The sequence below is a fragment of the Bradyrhizobium sp. 45 genome, assembly GCF_023073155.1.
GTDB lineage: Bacteria > Pseudomonadota > Alphaproteobacteria > Rhizobiales > Xanthobacteraceae > Bradyrhizobium > Bradyrhizobium canariense_D.
On record NZ_JADPIX010000131.1, the window covers coordinates 166174 to 186552 of the forward strand.

Genomic DNA, 20379 nt, shown 5'->3' on the forward strand with positions numbered 1-20379 from the left:
CGCGCCTAGCGCAGGCTCGGCAGGTCGAGCCCTTTGTCGCGGGCGCAGTCGATCGCGGTGTCGTAGCCCGCGTCGGCGTGGCGCATGACGCCGCTGGCAGGGTCGTTCCAGAGCACGCGCGCGATCCGCTTCGCCGCTTCCGGCGTACCGTCGGCGACGATCACCATGCCGGCATGCTGGGAATAGCCGATGCCGACGCCGCCACCGTGATGCAGCGACACCCAGGTCGCGCCGCTGGCGCAATTGAGCAGGGCGTTGAGCAAGGGCCAGTCGGACACAGCGTCCGACCCGTCCTTCATCGCTTCGGTTTCGCGGTTGGGGCTCGCCACTGAACCGCTGTCGAGATGATCGCGGCCAATCACGATGGGTGCCTTCAATTCGCCGCGCGCCACCATCTCATTGAAGGCAAGGCCCAGGCGATCGCGATCGCCGAGCCCGACCCAGCAGATCCGCGCCGGCAGGCCCTGGAACTTGATGCGCTCCCTGGCCATGTCGAGCCAATTGTGCAGATGCTTGTCGTCAGGCATCAGCTCCTTGACCTTGGCGTCGGTCTTGAAGATGTCCTCGGGATCGCCCGACAGCGCGGCCCAGCGGAACGGCCCGACGCCGCGGCAGAACAAGGGACGGATATAGGCGGGAACGAAGCCGGGAAAATCGAAGGCATTCTTCAGGCCCATGTCCTGCGCCATCTGGCGAATATTGTTGCCATAGTCGAGGGTCGGAATGCCCAGTGCATGGAAATCCAGCATGGCCTGGACGTGCTCAACCATCGAGGTCTTCGAGGCGCGCTCCACGGCCTTGGGGTCGGCAGCGCGCTTGGCTTCCCACTCGGCGAGCGTCCAGCCCTTCGGCAAATAGCCGTTGATCGGATCGTGCGCGCTGGTCTGATCGGTGACGATGTCGGGCCTGACGCCACGGCGGACCAGCTCGGGAAAAATCTCCGCGGCATTGCCGAGCAGGCCGACCGAGACCGCCTTCTTCGTCTTCGCTGCGTCGGCCATGATCGCAAGCGCCTCGTCCAGCGTTGCGGCCTGGCGATCGAGATACCCGGTGCGCAGACGCATCTCGATGCGGCTCGGCTGGCATTCGACCGCCAGCATCGAGGCCCCGGCCATGGTCGCAGCCAGCGGCTGCGCGCCGCCCATGCCGCCGAGACCGGCCGTCAGAATCCATTTGCCGGCGAGGCTGCCGCCATAGTGGCGGCGGCCAACTTCAACGAAGGTTTCGTAGGTGCCCTGCACGATGCCCTGGCTGCCGATATAGATCCAGGAACCCGCCGTCATCTGGCCGTACATCATCAGGCCCTTGCGATCGAGCTCGTTGAAATGATCGAGCGTCGCCCAGTGCGGCACGATGTTGGAATTCGCGATCAGGACGCGCGGCGCGTCGGCATGAGTGCGGAACACGCCAACCGGCTTGCCGGACTGGACCAGCAGCGTCTGGTCGTCCTCGAGCTCGCGCAGCGAAGCAACGATCCGGTCAAAGCTCTCCCAGTCGCGCGCGGCGCGGCCGATGCCGCCATAGACGACGAGCTCGCTCGGACGTTCTGCAACGTCGGGATCGAGATTGTTCATGAGCATGCGCAAGGGAGCTTCGGTCAACCAGCTCTTGGCGCTGATTTCGCTGCCGCGGGGCGCGCGGATGGTGCGGTCGTTGTCCAGTCGGCGGTTCATGCGGAACACCTCGTCAGGCAAGTGTCGGAAACGGGTCAGTTGACAGTACGGCGAGCGCCGCAGCCGGCAGCGCGTCGGCTTCGACCAGCGCTGCAGCCCTGGCGAGATCGCCGGCCATGTAGCGGTCGGCGCCGAGCTGCGGCACCTGCTCGCGCAGTGCGGCGATGACGGCGGCGAGCGGCGCGCTGGTCGCATGCGGCGCGCGCAGCGTGATGCCTTGGGCGGCGACCAGCAGCTCAATGCCCAGGATGGTGGCGAGATTGTCCGCCATGTCAGACAGGCGCCGTGCAGCATGCGCGGCCATCGAGACATGGTCTTCCTGGTTGGCGCTGGTCGGCGTCGAATCGATCGAGCACACGGCCGCGCGCTGCTTGTTCTCGGCATAGAGTGCGGCCGCCGTCACCTCGGCGATCATGAAGCCGGAATTGATACCGGGATCGGGAGTGAGGAACGGCGGCAGGCCGAAATTGAGCGCGGGATCGACCAGCGTCGCGATGCGCCGCTCGCTGATCGCACCGATTTCCGACAGCGCCAGCGCGATGGTATCCGCGGCAAAAGCCACCGGTTCGGCATGGAAGTTGCCGCCGGAGACGATCTCGCCGGTCTCGACCAGGACAAGCGGATTATCGGTGACGGCATTGGCCTCGATAATCAGCGTCCGCGCCGCCTGCAGGATCAGGTCGAGCGCCGCGCCTGCGACCTGCGGCTGGCAGCGCAGGCAATAGGGGTCCTGCACGCGCTCGTCGCCTTCGAGATGCGACAGGCGGATGTCGCTGCCGTCGAGCAGCGCCATCAAGGTTGCCGCGGCCGCGATCTGTCCCGAATGGCCGCGCAGCGCCTGGATTTCGGGGCGGAACGGCGCCGTCGAAGCCATCGCGGCATCGACCGACAGCGCGCCGGTGACGAGCGCGGCGCGGGCCAGGCGAAATGCGCGCAGCACGCCGGAGACGGCGTAGGCAGTGGAGAATTGCGTGCCGTTGATCAGCGCGAGCCCTTCCTTGGGACTGAGCGTCAGTGGCGGTAGGCCGGCTGCGGCGAGCGCGTCGCTGCCTGATACGCTCTTGCCGTCGACGAACGCCTGTCCTTCGCCGATCATCACAGCGGTCATATGCGCGAGCGGCGCGAGATCGCCAGAAGCACCGACCGAACCCTGCTGCGGCACCAGCGGTGAGACGCGCCGCGCCAGCATGGCCTGCAGCTGCTCGATCACCTCGCGGCGCACGCCGGAAGCACCGCGCCCGAGCGAGATGATCTTCAGCGCCATCATCAGCCGGACAATCGGCTCGGGCGTCGCCGCACCGACGCCGCAGCAATGCGAGACGATGAGATTGCGCTGGAGCAGCGCGGTCTGGTCAGGTGGAATCCGCTTCGACGCCAGCTTCCCGAAGCCGGTGTTGATCCCGTACACGGGGACGTCGGCTCGCGCAGCCCTTGCAACGATCCCCGCGGCCGCGTCGACGCGCGGCCAGAACGAGGGATCGAGAACGACAGATGCGCCTTCGAGCACGCGCGCGAGATCGTCGAGGCTAACCGTTCCCGGCTTGACGACGATCGCTGTGCTCTCCTCCATCACTGTCCCCTCCACACCCGGCGGTGAAGCGGATTGAAGCCGATACGGTACACCAGCTCGGCGGGGCGATCGATGTCCCAGATCGCAAGGTCGCACCATTTGCCGGCCTCTAACGTGCCGGTATCATTGAGCACGCCGAGCGCTCGCGCGCCTTCGCGGGTGACACCCACAAGGCACTCGGCCACATTCATCCGGAACAGCGTCGCGCCCATGTTCATGGCGAGCAGCAGCGAGGTCAGCGGCGAGCTGCCCGGATTGCAGTCGGTCGCGAGCGCCATGGCAACGCCGTGCTTGCGGAACGCCTCGACCGGCGGTTTTTGCGTCTCGCGGATGAAGTAGAAGGCGCCGGGCAGAAGCACGGCCACCGTTCCGGCCTTCGCTATCGCCGCTGCACCGGCTTCGTCGGTGTGCTCGAGGTGATCGGCCGAGAGCGCCGAGAATTTTGCGGCGAGCGCAGCCCCGCCGAGGTTCGAGAGCTGGTCAGCATGCAGCTTAACCGGAAGTCCGAGCCGCCTCGCCGTCTCGAACACCCGCCCCGTCTGCTCGCCGGAAAATGCGATCCCCTCCATGAAGGCATCGACGGCATCGGCGAGGCCCGCCTTCGCGACCGCCGGCAACATCTCCCTGCAGACGAGATCGATGTAGCGATCCTTGTCGCCATCGGCCTCTGGCGGCAGCGCATGCGCGCCGAGAAACGACGTGCGGATCGCGACCGGCCGCTGACGGCCCAGGCTTCGCGCGGCGGCCAGCTGCCGCATCTCGGTCTCGGTGTCCAAGCCGTAGCCGGACTTGATCTCGACCGTGGTGGCACCCTCGGCAATCAGCGCATCGAGCCGCGGCAGCGCGTGTGCTACGAGCTCGGCCTCGCTTGCCTTGCGCGTCGCGGCCACTGTCGAGACGATACCGCCGCCGGCGCGCGCGATCTCTTCGTAGCTCGCGCCCTTCAGGCGCAGCTCGAACTCATGGGCGCGGTTACCGCCATAGACCAGATGGGTGTGACAGTCGACGAGACCGGGCGTGATCCAGCGCCCTCCGCAATCGATCCGGTCGGCTGCATCGGCGCTCGCCGGAAAATCGGTCTGCGAACCCGCATAAGCGATACGGCCGCCGCGCGCGGCGATCACGCCGTGCTCGATCTCACCGAGATCGGGACCATCGGCCCGCATCGTGGCGAGCCGGGCGTTATGCCAGATCCGGTCGAAGCGTTCTGCCATGCAACTGTCCCTTCGCGTGGGATGCTTGACTTATATGTCTAGACATATAATCGTGTCGCGGTTCTGTCCAGCCGGCATGGAAACATGACACGACTGCATTTCGCCTCCGCGCTCCTGCCCTCGGGCTGGGCCAATGACGTGCAGGTGGTGATCACCGCCGGGGCGATCGCCGAGGTGACGCCGGGCATGGCGCCGGTCTCCGGCGATGAACGCCACGACATCGCGTTTCCGGGACTTGCGAGCCTGCACAGCCACGCTTTCCAGCGCGGCATGGCGGGTCTCGCGGAACTGCGCGGCGATAGCACCGACACCTTCTGGACCTGGCGCGAGACGATGTACCGCTTCGCGCTGGCGATGACGCCTGACGACGTCGCAGCGGTCGCGACACTGCTTTATGTCGAGATGTTGGAGCAGGGTTTTACCCGCGTCGGCGAATTCCATTATCTGCATCATGATCGCGACGGCTCGCCCTACGCCGACATCGGCGAAATGGCCGCACGCATCGCGCAGGCCGCCGAAGCTTCGGGTATTGCGCTGACGCTGCTGCCGAGTTTTTATGCGCATGGCTCATTTGGGGGCGCAGCACCGCATGCCGGCCAGCGCCGCTTCATCTGTACGGTTGATCAATTTTCCGCACTGATGGCTGCCTCGCGCAAGGCGATTGAACGACTGCCGGGCGCGAATATCGGCATCGCGCCGCACAGTTTGCGCGCGGTGACGCCGGCCGAGCTTGCACCGATCATTCCACTCGCGGAGGGCGGCCCGGTGCACATTCATGCCGCCGAGCAGGTGAAGGAAGTCGAGGATTGCCTGGCGTGGTCCGGACGACGTCCGGTGCAATGGTTGCTGGAGCACGCACCCGTCGATCAACGCTGGTGCCTCATTCACGCCACCCACACCACGGACGAGGAAGTCCGCGCCTTCGCTAGGACCGGTGCGGTCGCCGGCCTCTGCCCCATCACCGAGGCAAGCCTTGGTGATGGCATTTTCCCGGCGCGCGAATTCGTCGGTGCCGGCGGTGCCTTTGGCGTCGGCACGGATTCCAATGTGCTGGTCGGCGTCGCCGACGAGCTGCGTCAGCTCGAATATGGCCAACGGCTCAAGCACCGTGAACGCAACGTGCTCTCTGCCGGCGCAGGCCGCTCGACGGGACGCGCCCTGTTCGATCATGCGCTTGCAGGCGGTGCGCGGGCACTAGCCCAGATGTCAGTCGGTCTGACGCCAGGTGCACGCGCCGACATCGTCACGCTCGACATCACGCATCCCTCGCTGGCGGGGCGCGCGCGCGATGCCGCCATCGACGGCTGGATCTTCGCTGGGGGCAACGGCGCGATCGATTGCGTCTGGGCCGGCGGCGACAAGGTCGTCGAAGGCGGGCGGCACAGACTGCGCCAGGCCGCGCGCGAACACTTCAACGCATCGGTGCGGAGGCTCGTCGCATGAGCCTCGCCACAGATGCCGGCGACAAGCCGACGCTCTACAAGCGGATCCGCGCCGATATCGAGAAGCGCATTCTGACCGGCGAGTGGCCGCCCGGGCATCGCATCCCGTTCGAGCACGAACTGGTGGCGCGTTACGGCTGCTCGCGCATGACCGTGAACAAGGCGCTGTCGGAGCTCGCGCAAGCCGACCTGATCGAGCGGCGGCGACGTGCCGGCTCCTTCGTGCGACGCCCGCAACATCAATCCGCCGTGCTCAAGATCGCCGACATGCGCGCCGAGATCACCGCGCTCGGGCGCGCTTACGGCTACGAGCTGATCGGCCGCAAGCTCCGCGCCGCAACGGCTGCCGACCGCGACCGCCTCGGCGTCAAGAAGGCCGGCAAGGTCGTCGCGATCACCTGCCGCCACAGCGCCGACAACGTGCCGTTCGCCGTCGAGGACCGGCTGATCGATCTCGCGTCGGTGCCGGATGCGGCGGCCGCGGATTTTTCGCGTGAGCCGCCCGGCTCGTGGCTGCTTCACCATGTGCCATGGACAGAGGCCGAGCATACGATCAGCGCTATCGTTGCGGACGATCGCACGGCCGAAGCGCTCGACATCGCGGTCGGCGCGCCCTGCCTCGTGATCGACCGCTATACCTGGCGCAGCGCGCGCACGATCACCGCCGTGCGGCTGCTCTATCCCGGTGACTCTCACCGCCTTGTCGCCCGATTCAAGGGAGGCTGAGAGGACGATGTCGGCACAAATCGTGCAAAGCTTCGGGCAACGGTCCGCGAGGACCGACCAAGATCAACAGGACGTCAATCCATCGATCGGCAAGAGGACGACAATCATGCGTAGTTCGAAAGTATTTGCGGCAGTCATTGCACTTGCGGTCTCCACCCCCGTGCTCGCCGACGACGTCAAGGTCGGCGTCGGCATTTCCGGATGGACCGGGTTCGCGCCGCTGACGCTGGCGAAGGAAGCCGGCATTTTCAAGAAGAACGGCCTCGACGTCACCATCAAGAAGATTCCGCAGAAGGATCGCCATCTCGCGATCGCGTCCGGCGACGTCCAGTGCGCGGCGACCACCGTGGAGACCTGGATCTCCTGGAACGCCAACGGCGTCGCGACCAAGCAGATCTTCCAGCTCGACAAGAGCTACGGCGCCGACGGCATGGCCGTGCGCAACGAGCTTGCCGCGATCAAGGATCTGAAGGGCAAGACGGTTGCTGCTTCCGCGCCCGGTACCTCGCCCTATTTCGCGCTGGCCTGGATGCTCAAGAAGAACGGCTTGTCGGTGAAGGACGTCACTGTCGTGAACCTCGAGCCGGCGGCGGCGGCACAGGCCTTTGTCTCCGGCCAGAACGATGCCGCGATGACCTATGAGCCGTATCTGTCGACGGTTCGTGCCGCCCCCGACAAGGGCAAGATCATCGCGACCACGCTCGACTATCCGATGGTCATGGACACGTTCGGCTGCACGCCGAAATTCCTCACCGAGAACCCGAAGGCCGCCAAGGCGCTCGCCGACAGCTATTTCGAGGCCCTCGACATGATCGCCAAGGACCAGGCCAAGGCCTACGAGATCATGGGTGCCGACGTGAAGCAGAGCGGCGAGGCGTTCGGCAACTCGGCAAAATATCTGCGCTGGCAGGACAAGGCCGCGAACCAGAAATTCTTCGCCGGCGATTTCCTGACCTTCAACAAGGAGGCCGCCGACCTCCTGCTCGAGATCGGGATCATCAAGGCCGCGCCGAAGGTCGAGGATCTCTTCGACGCCAGCTATATCAAGTAAATCTCCCAGGAGCCGCCGGCCCCGTCTCGCCGCGGGGCCGGCAAACTTGTTCACCGCCCGGATAGACAGTTTGATGCGTCCCCTCGATCCCGTGACGTCAAGGCAGCGCGTGGCTTACGGCCTTGCGTTCTTCGTGGTGTTCGTAGCCCTCTGGTCCTGGGCGACCTTCGGCGGCCATGTGTCGAAGGTGTTCCTCGCCAACCCGCTGACCATGGTGCAGGAAGGCGTCGATCTGATCATCAAACAGGGCTTCCTGTTCGACATCGGCATGACGATCTGGCGCGTCGTCGGCGGCTTCGTGCTGGCCGCAATCATCGCGGTGCCGTTCGGCGTGCTGATGGGCGCGTACAAGCCGGTCGAGGCCTTCCTCGAACCGTTCGTTTCCTTTGCGCGCTATTTGCCGGCCTCCGCCTTCATTCCCCTCCTGATCCTGTGGGCAGGCATCGGCGAGCTGCAGAAGCTGCTCGTCATCTTCATCGGCTCGGTGTTCCAGATCATCCTGATGATCGCGGTGACCGTCGGCACCACGCGGCGCGACCTGGTCGAGGCGGCCTATACGCTGGGAGCCAGCGACCGCGGCATCATCCGCCGCGTGCTGTTGCCCTCTTCCGCGCCGGAGATCGCCGAGATCCTGCGGCTGGTGCTGGGCTGGGCCTGGACCTATGTCATCGTCGCCGAACTGATCGGCTCCTCCTCCGGCATCGGCCACATGATCACCGACAGCCAGGCGCTGCTCAACACCGGCCAGATCATCTTCGGCATCATCGTGATCGGGCTGATCGGCCTCGTCTCGGACTTCCTGTTCAAGGCGTTCAACGCGTGGCTGTTTCCCTGGAGGCTCGCATGACGATCCTCAAGATCGAACAGGTCTCGCGAACTTTTCCCGCGCGCCACGGCAACGCGCCAACGAGGGCGCTGGAGCCGACCGACCTTGTGATCGGCAACAACGACTTCGTCACCATCCTCGGCCCTTCCGGCTGCGGCAAGTCCACGCTGCTTCGCATCGTCGCCGGCCTCGATCGCCCGACCGGCGGACGTGTGGTGCTCGACGGACGCGAGGTGACTGGCCCGGGCGCCGACCGCGGCATGGTGTTCCAGTCCTACACGCTGTTTCCCTGGCTGACGGTGCGCGAGAACATCGCCTTCGGCCTTCGCGAGCGCGGCGTGCCCGAGGTGGAGCGAAACAAGGTCGCCGATGCCTTCATCCGCCAGGTCGGTTTGTCCGGCTTTGAGAACCATTGGCCAAAGCAGCTCTCCGGCGGCATGCAGCAGCGCACCGCGATCGCGCGCGCGCTCGCCAATGATCCCAAGATCCTGCTGCTCGACGAGCCCTTCGGCGCGCTCGACAACCAGACGAGAGCCCTGATGCAGGAAATGCTGCTCGGGATCTGGGAGCGCGACCAGAAGACCGTGCTGTTCGTGACCCACGACATCGAGGAAGCGATCTTCCTCGGCAGCCGCGTCATCGTCATGAGCGCGCGTCCCGGCCGCATCAAGGCCGAGATCAATGTGGACCTGCCGCATCCGCGCTCCTACAAGATCAAGACCACGCCCGAATTTGTGCAGTTGAAGGAACGGCTGGTCGAGGAGATCCGCACCGAGGCGTTGAAGGTTGCCGAGCATGCCTAACACCTTTTCACGCGCAAACGGCGAGCGCGTTCTCGCCGATCTCAATGCGCTCCGTGCCATTGGCGCGTACAAGACCGGCGTGCACAAGCCGACCTTCTCCGAGCCGCACAAGCTTTCGCTGGATTGGCTGGTGCAGAAGCTGCCCGACGCAGGCCTCTCCGCCGCGATCGACGGCATCGGCAATGTCTTTGGCACCAGCGCAAAGTCGGGACCCAAGCTGCTCGCGGGATCGCACCTCGAAAGCCAGAACTACGCCGGCTGGCTCGACGGCCCGCTCGGGGTCGTCTACGCGCTCGAAGCGGCCCGCGTGCTCAATGCCGATCCCTCGCTCGAAGGCGCGGTCGAGGTTGCCGCCTGGTGCGACGAGGAAGGACACTTTGGACACTTTCTCGGTTCGCGCTCCTATGTCGGCCAATTGACCGAGACCGACATCGATGCCGCACGCGACCGCACCAGCGGCCGCACCATGCGGGCCGCACTTGCCGACATGGGGCTCGCAGGACGACCACGCATCGCCGCCGAGCCGGGCCGGCACGTCGGATATCTGGAAGCCCATATCGAGCAGGGCGACACGCTCGAAAGCGGTCGCCTTGCGATCGGCGTCGTCACCTCCATCGTCGGCATCTGGCAATACCAGATCAATTTCGTCGGTGAACAGAATCACGCCGGCACGACCCGCATGGCTGCACGGAAGGATGCCGGGCTGGCGCTGGCAAAGTTCTGCGTCGCGATCGACAAGCGTTTCCCCGAGAGCTGCGGCCTGCGCACGGTCTGGACCACCGGCCGCATCACGCTCGATCCGGGCGCACCGAGCATCATTCCGGGTGCGGCCGAAATGCTGTTCCAGATCCGCGACGACGATCCTTCCGTCGTCGCACGGCTGGAAGAACTGCTGCGGAGCATGGCGGACGAGGTCAGCGCGAACGGCCCCTGCACCGTCACCGTGGACAAACTGCGCACCGGTGCGCCGGCCATGATGAACGCGGGCATCCAGGACGCGATCGAAGCCGCGAGCAAGGCCCTGGCCGGCGGACGGTCCATCCGCATGCCCAGCGGCGCCGGCCACGACGCGCAGATGCTGGCGACAATCATGCCCGCGGGCATGCTGTTCGTACCGTCGATCGGCGGCATCAGTCATCACTGGACCGAGAACACCGCCGACGTCGACATCGTCACCGGCGCCCAGGTGTTTGTCGACGCTTGCCAGCGGATACTCGGCGGCTAGAACGATTACAGACACAGCTTCGCATCCTCGCGGCGTGTTTCGCCCGAGCTTTGCTTCGTCGCTTCACCCTCTTGTCCAAGAGGGCGCAGGGAAGGCCGGGTGCCGGCTGGCACCCGCGGTCCGCTGCGCGAAAAGCACACGCAGAAAAACCGCACAGCAGCATACAGGTGTAGCCAATCACTCGGCCTTCCCTGCGCGATGGTTGGACGGCTTATGCCGTGCTCTCCCGGGAGCCGAGTTCTCTTTGGCCTCCCTCGCCCCAACGAAAGTCACCGGCACCGCGCCGGTTGACGCAGATGCCGCATTCGCCAGAGCTTGACCGTAGCAACGACGGCCAGGACCACACGGTTTTGCCGTACGCACGGCCCGCCATTTCGCCGCAGTATTCCCAGCCCTGTCGACCGAGCCGGAAACTTACAGACGAGACGAAGCCTAGCAGCGCCGCTCGTCGGAACGAAGCCTTGGGCTCACGGAGAGCAATCCGCCCTGCCCACACCTCTCGCACCCGAACGCTGCCGCGTCCACCGCAAGCCCGGCTCGCGAACATGACGACCACAAGATCGCCCCTCAAGGATGAGCCGGGATGGCCAACACATACGCCGTTTCCGAATTTCGGTAAAGCGGAATATTTTCATCAGTGCGGCTTGACACCGGTGCGGGTCGGGCTGTCAAGGTGTTTCGCCCGACGGCGCAGCCCACCGGCGCGCCGAGATGCCGGTGACGAGCCAAAAGGCCTGGTGTCCGCTTGCGGCCGCCCGGGGGCCGCCTGCGACAATCCGAGTCCGCCGCGGACATAAAGACGCGACAATTGCGGGGCTTGTCGATTGCCCCTGCCCTGATTCCCCCTTCCCGGAGTTCCCATGTCTTCTGCCGACAGGCCAGCGACACGCCTTGCGACCAGACTTGCCTTCCTCGTCGCGGGTTTCGGCATGGCGTGTTGGGCACCACTGGTGCCGTTCGCGAAGGCGCGGCTCGCCGTCGACGACGGCATCCTCGGACTGCTCCTGCTCAGCCTCGGCATCGGCTCGGTCGTCGCGATGCTTCTGACCGGCGTGCTGAGTGCGCGCTATGGCAGCAAGCCGATCATCATGGCGGGCGGGATCGGTCTTGCCCTGGTCCTGCCTCTGCTGACAATCGCGAACTCGCCCGCGATGCTGGCGCTGGCACTCCTCGCATTCGGCGCCGCGCTCGGCTCCATCGATGTCGCCATGAACATCCACGCGGTTGAGGTGGAGCGCGCCGCGGGACGTCCGCTGATGTCCGGCTTCCACGCGCTGTTCAGTATCGGCGGCTTCGCCGGGGCCGCGCTCATGACCGCACTGCTCTCGCTGCAACTCGGCGCGCTCGCTTGCACGCTGATCTGCTCCGTCCTGATGCTGATCGCGATGCTTGGGGCCTGGCCGCGGCTGCTTCGCTCCGTGCAGGTGCAGGAAGGACCGCTGTTCGTGCTGCCGCATGGCGCCGTGCTCCTGCTCGCGCTGCTTTGCGCCATCACCTTCCTCGTCGAAGGCGCGATGCTCGATTGGGGCGCGTTGCTCGTCATCGGCGCGGGTCTCGTTTCCGAAGCGCAAGGCGGGATCGGCTACATCGTGTTCTCGGTCGCGATGACGATTGGGCGGCTCGGCGGCGACGCCGTCGTCGCGCGCATCGGAGACCGCACGACATTGTTCTGGGGCAGCCTGATTGCGATCGCGGGTTTCGTGGTCCTGCTCACCGCTCCCGTCGTGGCGGTCGCCATAGGCGGCTTCCTACTCATCGGCCTCGGCGCATCCAACCTCGTGCCGGTGCTGTTCCGCCGAGCGGCGAGGCAGAAGGTGATGCCAACGGGCCTCGCCGTCGCGGCGATCACGACCGCCGGCTACGCCGGCGTTCTCGTGGGCCCCGCCGGTGTCGGCTTCATCGCACGTCTTGGCGGATTGCCGGTGGCGTTCTGGCTCCTGACCGCGCTGATGGGCCTCGTCACGCTGACGGCGCGCATTGTCACGCGCGCCGATGCCTGAGCGGCTTCACAAATTGATCAGCCCGATCGATTTGATCAGGGGCGCGAGGCTTGCGGATGTGGCCTCGACGATGCGCTGGAATTTGTCCGGGCTTGAATCGTTGTCCGGCTCCATGCCCTGGGCGCGATAGCTCGCCAGAAGCGCCCTATCGGCCATGGCGAGCCGCGTCGCCTGCGCGATCCGGTCGATGATCGCATCGTCGGTGTCCTTGGGTGCGAACAGACCGAACCATCCCTCATACCGGATGCCGGGCATGCCGGATTCGACGGCGGTCGGGATCTCCGGCGCGCCGCTCAGCCGCGTTTCGGTGGTGACCGCAAGCAGCCTGACTCTTCCCGCTTGGGCCAGCTGCTGCAATTGAACGGACATGACGGCAATGACGAGCGATATCTGGCCGCTGACGAGGTCGTTGGTCGCCTGCGCGATGCCGCGATAGGGCACGTGGACGATGTCCAGCGCGCCGGCCTGCTGCTTGAAGGATTCGCCGACCAGATGGTTTCCGGTGGCGATCCCCGGCGTGCCATAGGACAGCTTTCCTGGATTGGCTTTCGCATAGGTGATCAACTCGCGCAGGTTTGCGGCAGGCACCGAAGGATTGACGGCGAAAACCAGCGCGCTGTTGATCAGCCGGTAGATGGCGCGGAAATCGCCAACGGAATATCCGGGATTTGCCGCCGTCATGGGAATGATGACCTGCGTGCTGCCGTTGCCGAGCAGCAGCGAATAGCCGTCGGGCTCCTCGCGCGCGACCGCCGCGGTCCCGATGGCGCCGCCCGCGCCGCCGATATATTCGACGAAGGTCGGCCCGAGCAGCGACGGCATCCTGTCCACCCAGGGGCGCGCGATCTGGTCACCCGATCCGCCGGCTCCGTAGGGAATCACCAGGCGAATGGGACGAGACGGATAGTCGGCGGCTTGTCCGCTGCGGGGAAGCGCGGCGAGCGCCGCTGCGCCCGACAACGCGTGCACCAATTGTCGCCGCGTGAAAGAGGCCATGCTGGAAATTCCGGAAGTCGGCAGTCAATGTGGTGGCGGGACCGGCTCCCGGACCATGCCATCGCAGCAATCCGGCATCACAGTCAATGCTCCATCCGGCCGTGCCCCGGCGTCATCGCATTGTCATGTCGGCCTAACTCTTTATTTCACAAGCATTATTTCGGCGAGCCATCCGTCCGCGCAGGGCTGTCAGCCCTGCCCACTGCTTTCGACCGGTTTACTGTACGCCTCGTTCTGTTAGATCAGAAAGTAATACCTTTTGACTCCCTTCGAGGGGGCGATGGCGCGTGCCAGATCGTAGCGAAGATTCGGCCATTTCCTTTGGGCCATTTCGACTGTTTCCGAAGTCCCGGCTCCTGGAGAAGGAGGGCTCGCCGCTTCATGTCGGCGGCCGCGCGCTCGACATTCTCATCTTCCTTGCCGGACGCCCCGGAGAAGTGGTCGACAAGAGAGAGCTGGTCAAGCGCATCTGGGCCGGCGTCAATGTCGACGAGGGTAGCCTGCGCTTCCATGTCGCAGCGCTACGCAAGGCGCTCGGCGACACCGGCAAGTCGGCGCGTTACGTCGTCAACGTGCCCGGCCGCGGCTATTGCTTTGTCGCCTCGTTCGCTCAAGCAGCTCCTCCGGCCGCCCCGCTCCCGGCCGAAAGCGCCCCTCCCCGCTCCTTGCCCGCTCAGCTCACCAGGATGGTCGGCCGGGAAGGTGTCATCGAGAAGATCTCGAACGGACTTTCGCTCTATCGCTTCATGACCGTCGTCGGCCCGGGCGGCATCGGCAAGACCTCGGTCGCCGTCACCGTCGGGCATCGCCGCTCCCAGGATTTCGGCGGGCGAGTCTTCTTTGTCGATTTCGGTCCGCTGAGGGATGCCAGTCACATCGCGACCACCATTGCTTCGGCGCTCGGACTGACCATCAGCGCGGAGGATCCGACGCCGGCCCTGCTGACGTTTCTGAAGACCGACCCGGCCCTGCTGATCTTCGACGGTTGCGAACATGTGCTGGATCATTTGGCGCCGCTGGTCGAGCGCATCGTTCGCGAAGCACCGCAGCTTCGTGTTCTCGCAACCAGCCGCGAGTCGTTCCGGAGCGAAGGCGAGCGAATTTTCCGGCTGTTCCCGCTGGACTGTCCGCCCGAGCGCGAAGGGCTTGCTGTCGACGAGGTCCTTGCCTACCCTGCGGCTCAGCTCTTTGTGGAGCGCATTGCGCAGAGCTCGGGCCCGTTCCAGCTCAGCGCGGAAGAGGCCCCCCTCGTCGCGAGCATCTGCCGGCGCCTCGACGGCATCGCGCTGGCAATCGAGCTCGCGGCGGGCCGCGTCAATGCTTACGGCATCGCCGGCACGGCATCCCTGCTCGACAGCCGCTTTTCGCTGCAATGGCGCGGCCGACGCACCGCCGTGCCGCGGCACCAGACACTCGCTGCGGCGCTCGACTGGAGCTACGACCTTCTGCCTGCCGCGGAGAGCGCAACGCTGCGACGCCTGTCGGTCTTCGCCGGGCCTTTCGCGCCGGAGGCGGCTGCGGCGGTCGCGTCGGGTGACGGCCTCAACGCCTCCGAGACCCTCGAAGCAATCGACAGCCTGGTGACCAAGTCTCTGATTTCGCCGTCCGGCTCGCGGACGCTGCGCTATCGGCTGCTCGACACCACGCGCACCTATGCATACGGAAAACTCAACGAGCTCGGCGAAGCCGGGCAGTTCGCGCGGCGTCATGCCGAGCATTTTCGCGATTTATTCCAGCGCGCGGAGGCCGATATTTCGACGCCGCTGCCCGAATGGCTGAGCATGTATGGCGCGGAGCTGGACAATGTGCGCGCGGCGTTGGACTGGGCCTTCGGGCCCGACGGCGAGCCGAAACTCGGGATCGCGCTGACGTCGGCCGCAGTCACGCTGTGGGTGCGTCTTTCGCTGTTCGCGGAATGCCGTGAGCGCAGCAGAACGGCGCTCGCGGCGCTCGGAGACACCGCCGACGACGACCGCATCCGCATGCAGCTGCTGTCGGCGCTCGGATGGTCGCTGATGTATGGCGAGGGCCGCGCGCGCGAGGCGCGGCCGATCCTCGAGACGACCCTCGAGCTGGCTGACAGGCTCGACGACAAGGATTTCCGGCTGCGCGCGCTCTGGGGCTTGTGCATCGACCAGTTCAATAACGGACAGTTCGGCAAGGCCCGTGCGCTCGCCGATCGCTTTGCGAACGCAGCCGCGAACTCGCCCGACAGGACCGATGTCATGCTGGGCGACCGGCTGATGGCCGTCGCGCTGCATTATCTCGGGGATCAGAACGAGGCTCGGCTGCGCATCGACCGGGTCAATGCATCGTTGCATGTGTTGGCGGAGAAGCCGAAAATCTTCCCGCTCGATCTGAGAATATCGACGCAATATTTTCGAGCTCGCATCCTGTGGCTTCAGGGTCTGGCCGATCAGGCTCAGGCCCTCACCGCCAGAAACATCGAGGAAGGCCGCGCCAACGGCCACGCGCTGACATTCTGCAGCGTGCTCGGACAAGCCGCCTGCCCGATCGCCTTCTGGTCCGGCGATTTCGACGCCGCCGAGCGTCACGGCATCGAGCTGCTCGAACACACCGAGCGCCACGCCATCCGGCTGTGGGGCCTGTGGGCACGGGCCTTCAACGCCGCAGTCATGGTCAGGCGCGGCGACGTCACGACCGGCCTGCCGCTGCTGCGCGAGGAGCTCAATCGCGCCGGCGATGCGCGCTTCCTGCCGCGCTTTCTGCCCTTGCTCGGCGAGCTCGCCGCGTGTTCCGGAGAGGCCGACCAGGTCGATCGCGGGCTCGACGTGATCGAGGATGTCCTGACCCGCTGCAACGACCGGCAGGAGCTCTGGTATCTGCCGGAGCTGATCCGCATCAAGGGAGAGTTGATGCTCAGGAACGCCCGGCATTCAGAGGATGCCGAGGCGCGCTTTCGCGAGGCCATGGACATTGCCGTCCAGCAAGGCGCGCTTTTCTGGGAGCTGCGAAGCGCGGTCAGCCTGGCGCGGTACATGATCGGGGCCGGCCAGAGCGCGGAGGCCTTGGCAATTCTGCAACGCGCATGCGGGCCGTTCACCGAGGGCGCCGGCATTGCCGAGATCCGCAGCGCCCACGATCTGATCGAGCAGCTCCGGGCTTGACGAGTCGGCTGACCGGCTCCGATTCATCCGGCCCGCGGAATGAATCCGGGCACGCCGGTCTCGACGACCGTGTTGAACCTGATGTTTGTCGTAATCTGGTCCCTCATCTCTCGCATGGCGTCTTCGGGCAAGGCCGAAATATCGAAGTTTTCCTGGATGCGCCGGGAATTGGTCGAAGTCGTCAGGAAAGCGGTGCCGCGCTGGACCGCCCACGCCAGCGCAATTTGAGCCGGCGTCCTGTGCAAGCGCTCCGCGATGGCAGTGATCACCGGATCGGCTAGCACGTTCGGCTTCATGGCGTGTCCCAGCGCTGCAAACGCCTGCAAGACAATCCCGTGCTCTCGACAGAAGTCGAGCAGGTCCCATTCGGGAAGATACGGATGCGATTCGACTTGCACCATGGCGGGCCTGATCCGCGCGATCGAAACGATCTCGCGCAGCTTGTCCAGGGTGATGTCCGACAGACCGATCGACTTGCAGTGCCCCTCGTCGACGAGGCGCTCCAGCGCCCCCCATGTCTCCGCCAGCGTAACCCCTGAATCATAGATGACCCGACCGTGCTCATCCCTCGGGTCCTGCTCGTCGCCGGGTTGAAAGGCAAAGGGCGTATGGATGATGTAGCAATCGATCTCGTCGAGTTGCAGCCGCCGGCGACTGCCGTCGAAGGCAGGCCTGACCCGTTCCGGCCGATGATTGGTGTTCCATAGCTTCGTCGTAACGAACAGGTCCTTGCGCTGAAGCGTCCCCGCCTTGAATGCCTCCCGCAGCGCATCGCCGACCGCCTCTTCGTTGCGATAGCGCTCCGCGCAATCAAGATGTCGAAATCCGGCCTCCAATGCAGCCTTGGTGGCCCGCCTGGTCACGAGCGGATCCGGAATGAGCGTGCCAAATCCCACCGCGGGAATCGTCCCGGATTGATGAGTTAGAATTCTCGTATAACGAAGCGAATCCGACGTTGTCATGCTGATGCTCCTTTGTTTGCCCTCAGCTCCCTCAAAAGTAAGGGACGAGGTATTCGAAATTGACGATGCGATGTCATTCCACGACTCCAGGCGTTAACCGGTAGGCCGCGGCTTACGGAGAAAAAACACGAGCGGAATCATGACGAGCATGGCGAACATCAGGATCTCGAACTGGTCGATGACCGCGACGGTCGCCGCCTGACGCGTGACCATGCCGTTGAGGGCCGCAAGACCCGGCTTGCCGACCGAGCCCCCGACGTAAGCGGCGACACGATAGGGCGTGAGGTTCTTTGCGAGTGCGACATGCACAGCCTGCGTGTTGGCGTAGAAGAAGAGCTGGACGACCGCGATGCCAATGGTGCTGCCATAGAGGCGCGACAGGTTGATCAGCGCGCTGCCTTCCGGGCGGAGCTTCGGATCGAGCGTGCCGAACGCGGCCCTGGCGAGCGCGGGCAGCAACATGCCGAGACCCGCTCCCTGGAGCAGGCCGGCCTCGACGACCGGCCGCCAATCCATCGCCGGTGAATAGCCAAGCATCAGCCAGTTGGCATAGACCACCAGCGTCATTCCACCCACGAGGAACGGCCGGTAGTCGATCTGCGCCGGGACCAGGCTCGTCAGCACCAGCGCCCCCACCAGCGCGACGCCGCGAGGAACGGTCATGTATCCGGTGGTGTCGACGGGGTAGTTGAGCAATTCCTCCAGCATCGGGGACGTCAAGGCCAGGGTCGGCAGCAGCACGAAGCCAAGCGCGAAGGAGATGACCGTCGAGAGCACGAGATTGCGGTCCCTGAACAGCGCCGTGCGGAGAAAGTGCTCCTTTGTCGTCATGACGTGCACGATGAAGAGATAGAAGCCGAGCACGGAGGCGCCCGCCTCGATCCAGATTTCCGTCGAGGCGAACCATTCGAGGCGCTCCCCGCGGTCGAGCAACATCTGCAACCCGATCATGCCGACGGAGAACGTCGTCAGACCGAAGAAGTCGAAGGACCGGCTCCGCTCCGCCCGCTTCTCGCGGAGCAGCTGAGCCATCGTCAGGAAAATGAAGCCCGTCATCGGCAGGCTGAAATAGAAGATCGAGGGCCAGCCGTAATATTCGCTGAGCCAGCCGCCAATGGCCGGGCCACTGCTGATGCCGAGTAGGGAGCAGACGGTCCACGCCAGGCTCATGCGCGCATGTCGCACCGGCGATGTCGCCTCGAGCAGGATCGCCAGCGAGAGCGGTGCCAGCGGTCCGCTCGCCGCGCCCTGGAGGATTCGCGCCAGCACGAACTGAATCGACGTCGTCGCCAGCGCGTCGAGCGCGAGACCCAACACGAAGATCGTGACGGCGGCCTGATAGACCACCTTCCGACCGTAGCGTCCCGCCAGCCATTGCGTGATCGACATGGTCACGGCGCTCGCCGCGATATATGAGGAAAACACCCAACCGACCTCGTCATTGGCCATCGAGAGCGTCGCCTGAATATGGGGTAGCGCCGCGTTCGGTATCGAGATGTTGACGGCCTGCATGTAGGTCGCCATGAGGGCGGCCGCGGCGATCGCGTGATGACCGCCGGGCGCCGTGGACGATGGGAGGGGCGTACTCATTTGCCCTCCATCGCAAGCGCCGGTTGGAGCAGATGCGCCCAGCTGCGGCGATGGCCTGTATCGACCCGCGCCGTCACGCTGATGCCTGAGAACAGCGGCCGGTTTGGATCGAGATCGTCGAGTTCCAAGCGCACCGGCAATCGCTGGACGACCTTGACCCAGTTTCCCGTCGCATTCTCGGGCGGCAGGAGCGAGAAGTCCGAGCCGGTCCCCGGACTCATGCTGACGATGTGTGCCTTGAACTTGCGATCGGGATAGGCATCGACGTCGATCGTCGCCTCCTGGCCAGGGCGCATATGAGTGAGACCGGTCTCGCGAAAATTCGCCTCGACCCAGACGTGCCGGCTCGACAGCAACGAGAACGTCGGTGCCCCGGCATTGACGAAGCCACCAATCTGGAGATCGTCGACCTTGGTCACGATGCCGTCGTCCGGCGCCGTCACGGTGGCGTAGGAGAGATCCAGCCGCGCACGGTCGAATTGTGCCTTGGCTGCGCGGACTGCCGGATGGCGATCGACATCACCCTCAAGCTCGCCGTTGAGTGCGACGATCGTGGTGGCGATCTGCTGCTCGACCGACGCCACGCGCTGGCGAGCGACCTTGAGATCCGTCTCGGCCCGTTCATAGACCGCGCGTGGCGTGAAGTCGGAGGCAACCAGCATCCTCTTGCGGTCGAATTCGTGCTCGTCGAACGTAGCCGTCTCTTTGGCCGACTGCAGCTCCGCCTGCTGCTGACGGTGGGTCGCCTTGAGGGATTCGATCTGGAGCCGCGCACTGCCGAGGCGCGCCTCGGCCTGGTCGACGGCAATTTGATAAGGCTCCGGGTCGATGCGAAACAGCACCTGCCCCCGCCGGACGCGCTCGTTGTCACGCACGGCTATCTCGACCGCCTGGCCGGAAACGCGCGCGTTGATGGTCACCTTGGCGGCACGCACAAAGGCGTCGTCGGTCGAGACATATTGCTCCTGCGCCAGATAGATGAATGCGCCGACCACGGCCGCCGCCATCGGCAGCGCAAGCATCAGCGGCCGTCGCAGCGGCTTGCCGAGCCCTGCCCCAAACCATTGGGCGGCTGCGTCGCTCGGGCGGAAGCTGTTGCGAACGCCGAGCCCGCCGGCGATTGGCGCGAAATCGAAACGCATCGGAAGATCCTCGGGTTCAATCTATTTAATA

The 20379-nt window shown here is 65.3% G+C and carries 15 protein-coding genes; 8 read left to right on the top strand and 7 right to left on the bottom strand.

Annotated elements, in window-relative coordinates; all coding sequences use genetic code 11:
- Nucleotides 1–5: 5 nt before the first annotated feature.
- From hutU to hutI, 3 genes are read right to left on the bottom strand one after another with little or no spacing between them, the layout of a single operon-like run.
- Nucleotides 6–1673 (bottom strand): urocanate hydratase, encoded by a 1668-nt coding sequence (gene hutU / locus IVB42_RS30135; RefSeq protein WP_026234001.1) that lies wholly within the window; start codon nucleotides 1671–1673, stop codon nucleotides 6–8.
- 13 nt (nucleotides 1674–1686) lie between these two features.
- Entirely contained in the window at nucleotides 1687–3243 is a 1557-nt protein-coding gene (gene hutH, locus IVB42_RS30140; RefSeq protein WP_018460325.1) for a histidine ammonia-lyase, read from the bottom strand.
- Nucleotides 3243–4457, bottom strand: a complete 1215-nt coding sequence (hutI, locus tag IVB42_RS30145) for an imidazolonepropionase (RefSeq protein ID WP_018460326.1) — start codon at nucleotides 4455–4457, stop codon at nucleotides 3243–3245. The genes hutH and hutI overlap by 1 nt, the downstream gene beginning before the upstream one ends.
- An 84-nt stretch (nucleotides 4458–4541) precedes the next feature.
- Between hutI and IVB42_RS30150 the strand changes: the two genes are divergently transcribed.
- The 7 genes from IVB42_RS30150 to IVB42_RS30180 all read left to right on the top strand — a co-directional run bounded on the left by IVB42_RS30150 (nucleotide 4542) and on the right by IVB42_RS30180 (nucleotide 12530).
- Complete coding sequence (locus IVB42_RS30150; protein WP_018460327.1) at nucleotides 4542–5900, top strand: formimidoylglutamate deiminase; 1359 nt, start codon at nucleotides 4542–4544, stop codon at nucleotides 5898–5900.
- The gene (gene hutC / locus IVB42_RS30155) at nucleotides 5897–6625 is read left to right on the top strand and encodes a histidine utilization repressor (RefSeq protein ID WP_018460328.1); all 729 of its coding nucleotides are present in this window, start codon (nucleotides 5897–5899) and stop codon (nucleotides 6623–6625) included. The genes IVB42_RS30150 and hutC overlap by 4 nt, the downstream gene beginning before the upstream one ends.
- Before the next feature lie 106 nt (nucleotides 6626–6731).
- Nucleotides 6732–7676: an ABC transporter substrate-binding protein gene (locus IVB42_RS30160; protein WP_026234003.1), complete on the top strand. Its 945-nt coding sequence runs from the start codon at nucleotides 6732–6734 to the stop codon at nucleotides 7674–7676.
- 73 nt (nucleotides 7677–7749) lie between these two features.
- Complete coding sequence (locus tag IVB42_RS30165; RefSeq protein ID WP_007601313.1) at nucleotides 7750–8523, top strand: ABC transporter permease; 774 nt, start codon at nucleotides 7750–7752, stop codon at nucleotides 8521–8523.
- Complete coding sequence (locus IVB42_RS30170; RefSeq protein WP_018460330.1) at nucleotides 8520–9305, top strand: ABC transporter ATP-binding protein; 786 nt, start codon at nucleotides 8520–8522, stop codon at nucleotides 9303–9305. Before IVB42_RS30165 ends, IVB42_RS30170 begins: the two co-directional genes overlap by 4 nt.
- Entirely contained in the window at nucleotides 9298–10530 is a 1233-nt protein-coding gene (locus tag IVB42_RS30175; RefSeq protein ID WP_018460331.1) for a Zn-dependent hydrolase, read from the top strand. The genes IVB42_RS30170 and IVB42_RS30175 overlap by 8 nt, the downstream gene beginning before the upstream one ends.
- Nucleotides 10531–11390: 860 nt before the next feature.
- Nucleotides 11391–12530 carry an MFS transporter gene (locus tag IVB42_RS30180; RefSeq protein ID WP_026234004.1) on the top strand — a complete coding sequence of 380 codons (1140 nt, stop codon included), beginning with the start codon at nucleotides 11391–11393 and terminating at the stop codon, nucleotides 12528–12530.
- Nucleotides 12531–12536: 6 nt separating this feature from the next.
- Here IVB42_RS30180 and IVB42_RS30185 read toward each other — a convergent pair whose 3' ends face one another.
- A complete protein-coding gene (locus tag IVB42_RS30185; protein WP_018460333.1) occupies nucleotides 12537–13526 on the bottom strand; it encodes a tripartite tricarboxylate transporter substrate binding protein in 990 nt (329 codons plus the stop codon).
- A 287-nt stretch (nucleotides 13527–13813) separates the two neighbouring features.
- Between IVB42_RS30185 and IVB42_RS30190 the strand changes: the two genes are divergently transcribed.
- Nucleotides 13814–16654 (top strand): winged helix-turn-helix domain-containing protein, encoded by a 2841-nt coding sequence (locus IVB42_RS30190; RefSeq protein ID WP_247295119.1) that lies wholly within the window; start codon nucleotides 13814–13816, stop codon nucleotides 16652–16654.
- 23 nt (nucleotides 16655–16677) lie between these two features.
- Here the strand turns inward: IVB42_RS30190 and IVB42_RS30195 are convergent, their stop codons facing one another.
- From IVB42_RS30195 to IVB42_RS30205, 3 genes are all read right to left on the bottom strand, one after another.
- On the bottom strand, nucleotides 16678–17616 hold the full coding sequence (locus IVB42_RS30195) for an aldo/keto reductase (RefSeq protein ID WP_026234005.1): 939 nt from the start codon (nucleotides 17614–17616) through the stop codon (nucleotides 16678–16680).
- 93 nt (nucleotides 17617–17709) lie between these two features.
- Nucleotides 17710–19206 carry an MDR family MFS transporter gene (locus tag IVB42_RS30200; protein WP_085361028.1) on the bottom strand — a complete coding sequence of 499 codons (1497 nt, stop codon included), beginning with the start codon at nucleotides 19204–19206 and terminating at the stop codon, nucleotides 17710–17712.
- Nucleotides 19203–20348: an HlyD family secretion protein gene (locus tag IVB42_RS30205; protein WP_018460337.1), complete on the bottom strand. Its 1146-nt coding sequence runs from the start codon at nucleotides 20346–20348 to the stop codon at nucleotides 19203–19205. The genes IVB42_RS30200 and IVB42_RS30205 overlap by 4 nt, the downstream gene beginning before the upstream one ends.
- Nucleotides 20349–20379 lie beyond the last annotated feature (31 nt).

Bases quoted from the DNA above. Each gene is read 5' to 3' on its own strand.
- hutU (WP_026234001.1), bottom strand. From the start codon at position 1,673: ATGAACCGCCGACTGGACAACGACCGCACCATCCGCGCGCCCCGCGGC.
- hutH (WP_018460325.1), bottom strand. From the start codon at position 3,243: ATGGAGGAGAGCACAGCGATCGTCGTCAAGCCGGGAACGGTTAGCCTC.
- hutI (WP_018460326.1), bottom strand. From the start codon at position 4,457: ATGGCAGAACGCTTCGACCGGATCTGGCATAACGCCCGGCTCGCCACG.
- IVB42_RS30150 (WP_018460327.1), top strand. From the start codon at position 4,542: ATGACACGACTGCATTTCGCCTCCGCGCTCCTGCCCTCGGGCTGGGCC.
- hutC (WP_018460328.1), top strand. From the start codon at position 5,897: ATGAGCCTCGCCACAGATGCCGGCGACAAGCCGACGCTCTACAAGCGG.
- IVB42_RS30160 (WP_026234003.1), top strand. From the start codon at position 6,732: ATGCGTAGTTCGAAAGTATTTGCGGCAGTCATTGCACTTGCGGTCTCC.
- IVB42_RS30165 (WP_007601313.1), top strand. From the start codon at position 7,750: ATGCGTCCCCTCGATCCCGTGACGTCAAGGCAGCGCGTGGCTTACGGC.
- IVB42_RS30170 (WP_018460330.1), top strand. From the start codon at position 8,520: ATGACGATCCTCAAGATCGAACAGGTCTCGCGAACTTTTCCCGCGCGC.
- IVB42_RS30175 (WP_018460331.1), top strand. From the start codon at position 9,298: ATGCCTAACACCTTTTCACGCGCAAACGGCGAGCGCGTTCTCGCCGAT.
- IVB42_RS30180 (WP_026234004.1), top strand. From the start codon at position 11,391: ATGTCTTCTGCCGACAGGCCAGCGACACGCCTTGCGACCAGACTTGCC.
- IVB42_RS30185 (WP_018460333.1), bottom strand. From the start codon at position 13,526: ATGGCCTCTTTCACGCGGCGACAATTGGTGCACGCGTTGTCGGGCGCA.
- IVB42_RS30195 (WP_026234005.1), bottom strand. From the start codon at position 17,616: ATGACAACGTCGGATTCGCTTCGTTATACGAGAATTCTAACTCATCAA.
- IVB42_RS30200 (WP_085361028.1), bottom strand. From the start codon at position 19,206: ATGAGTACGCCCCTCCCATCGTCCACGGCGCCCGGCGGTCATCACGCG.
- IVB42_RS30205 (WP_018460337.1), bottom strand. From the start codon at position 20,348: ATGCGTTTCGATTTCGCGCCAATCGCCGGCGGGCTCGGCGTTCGCAAC.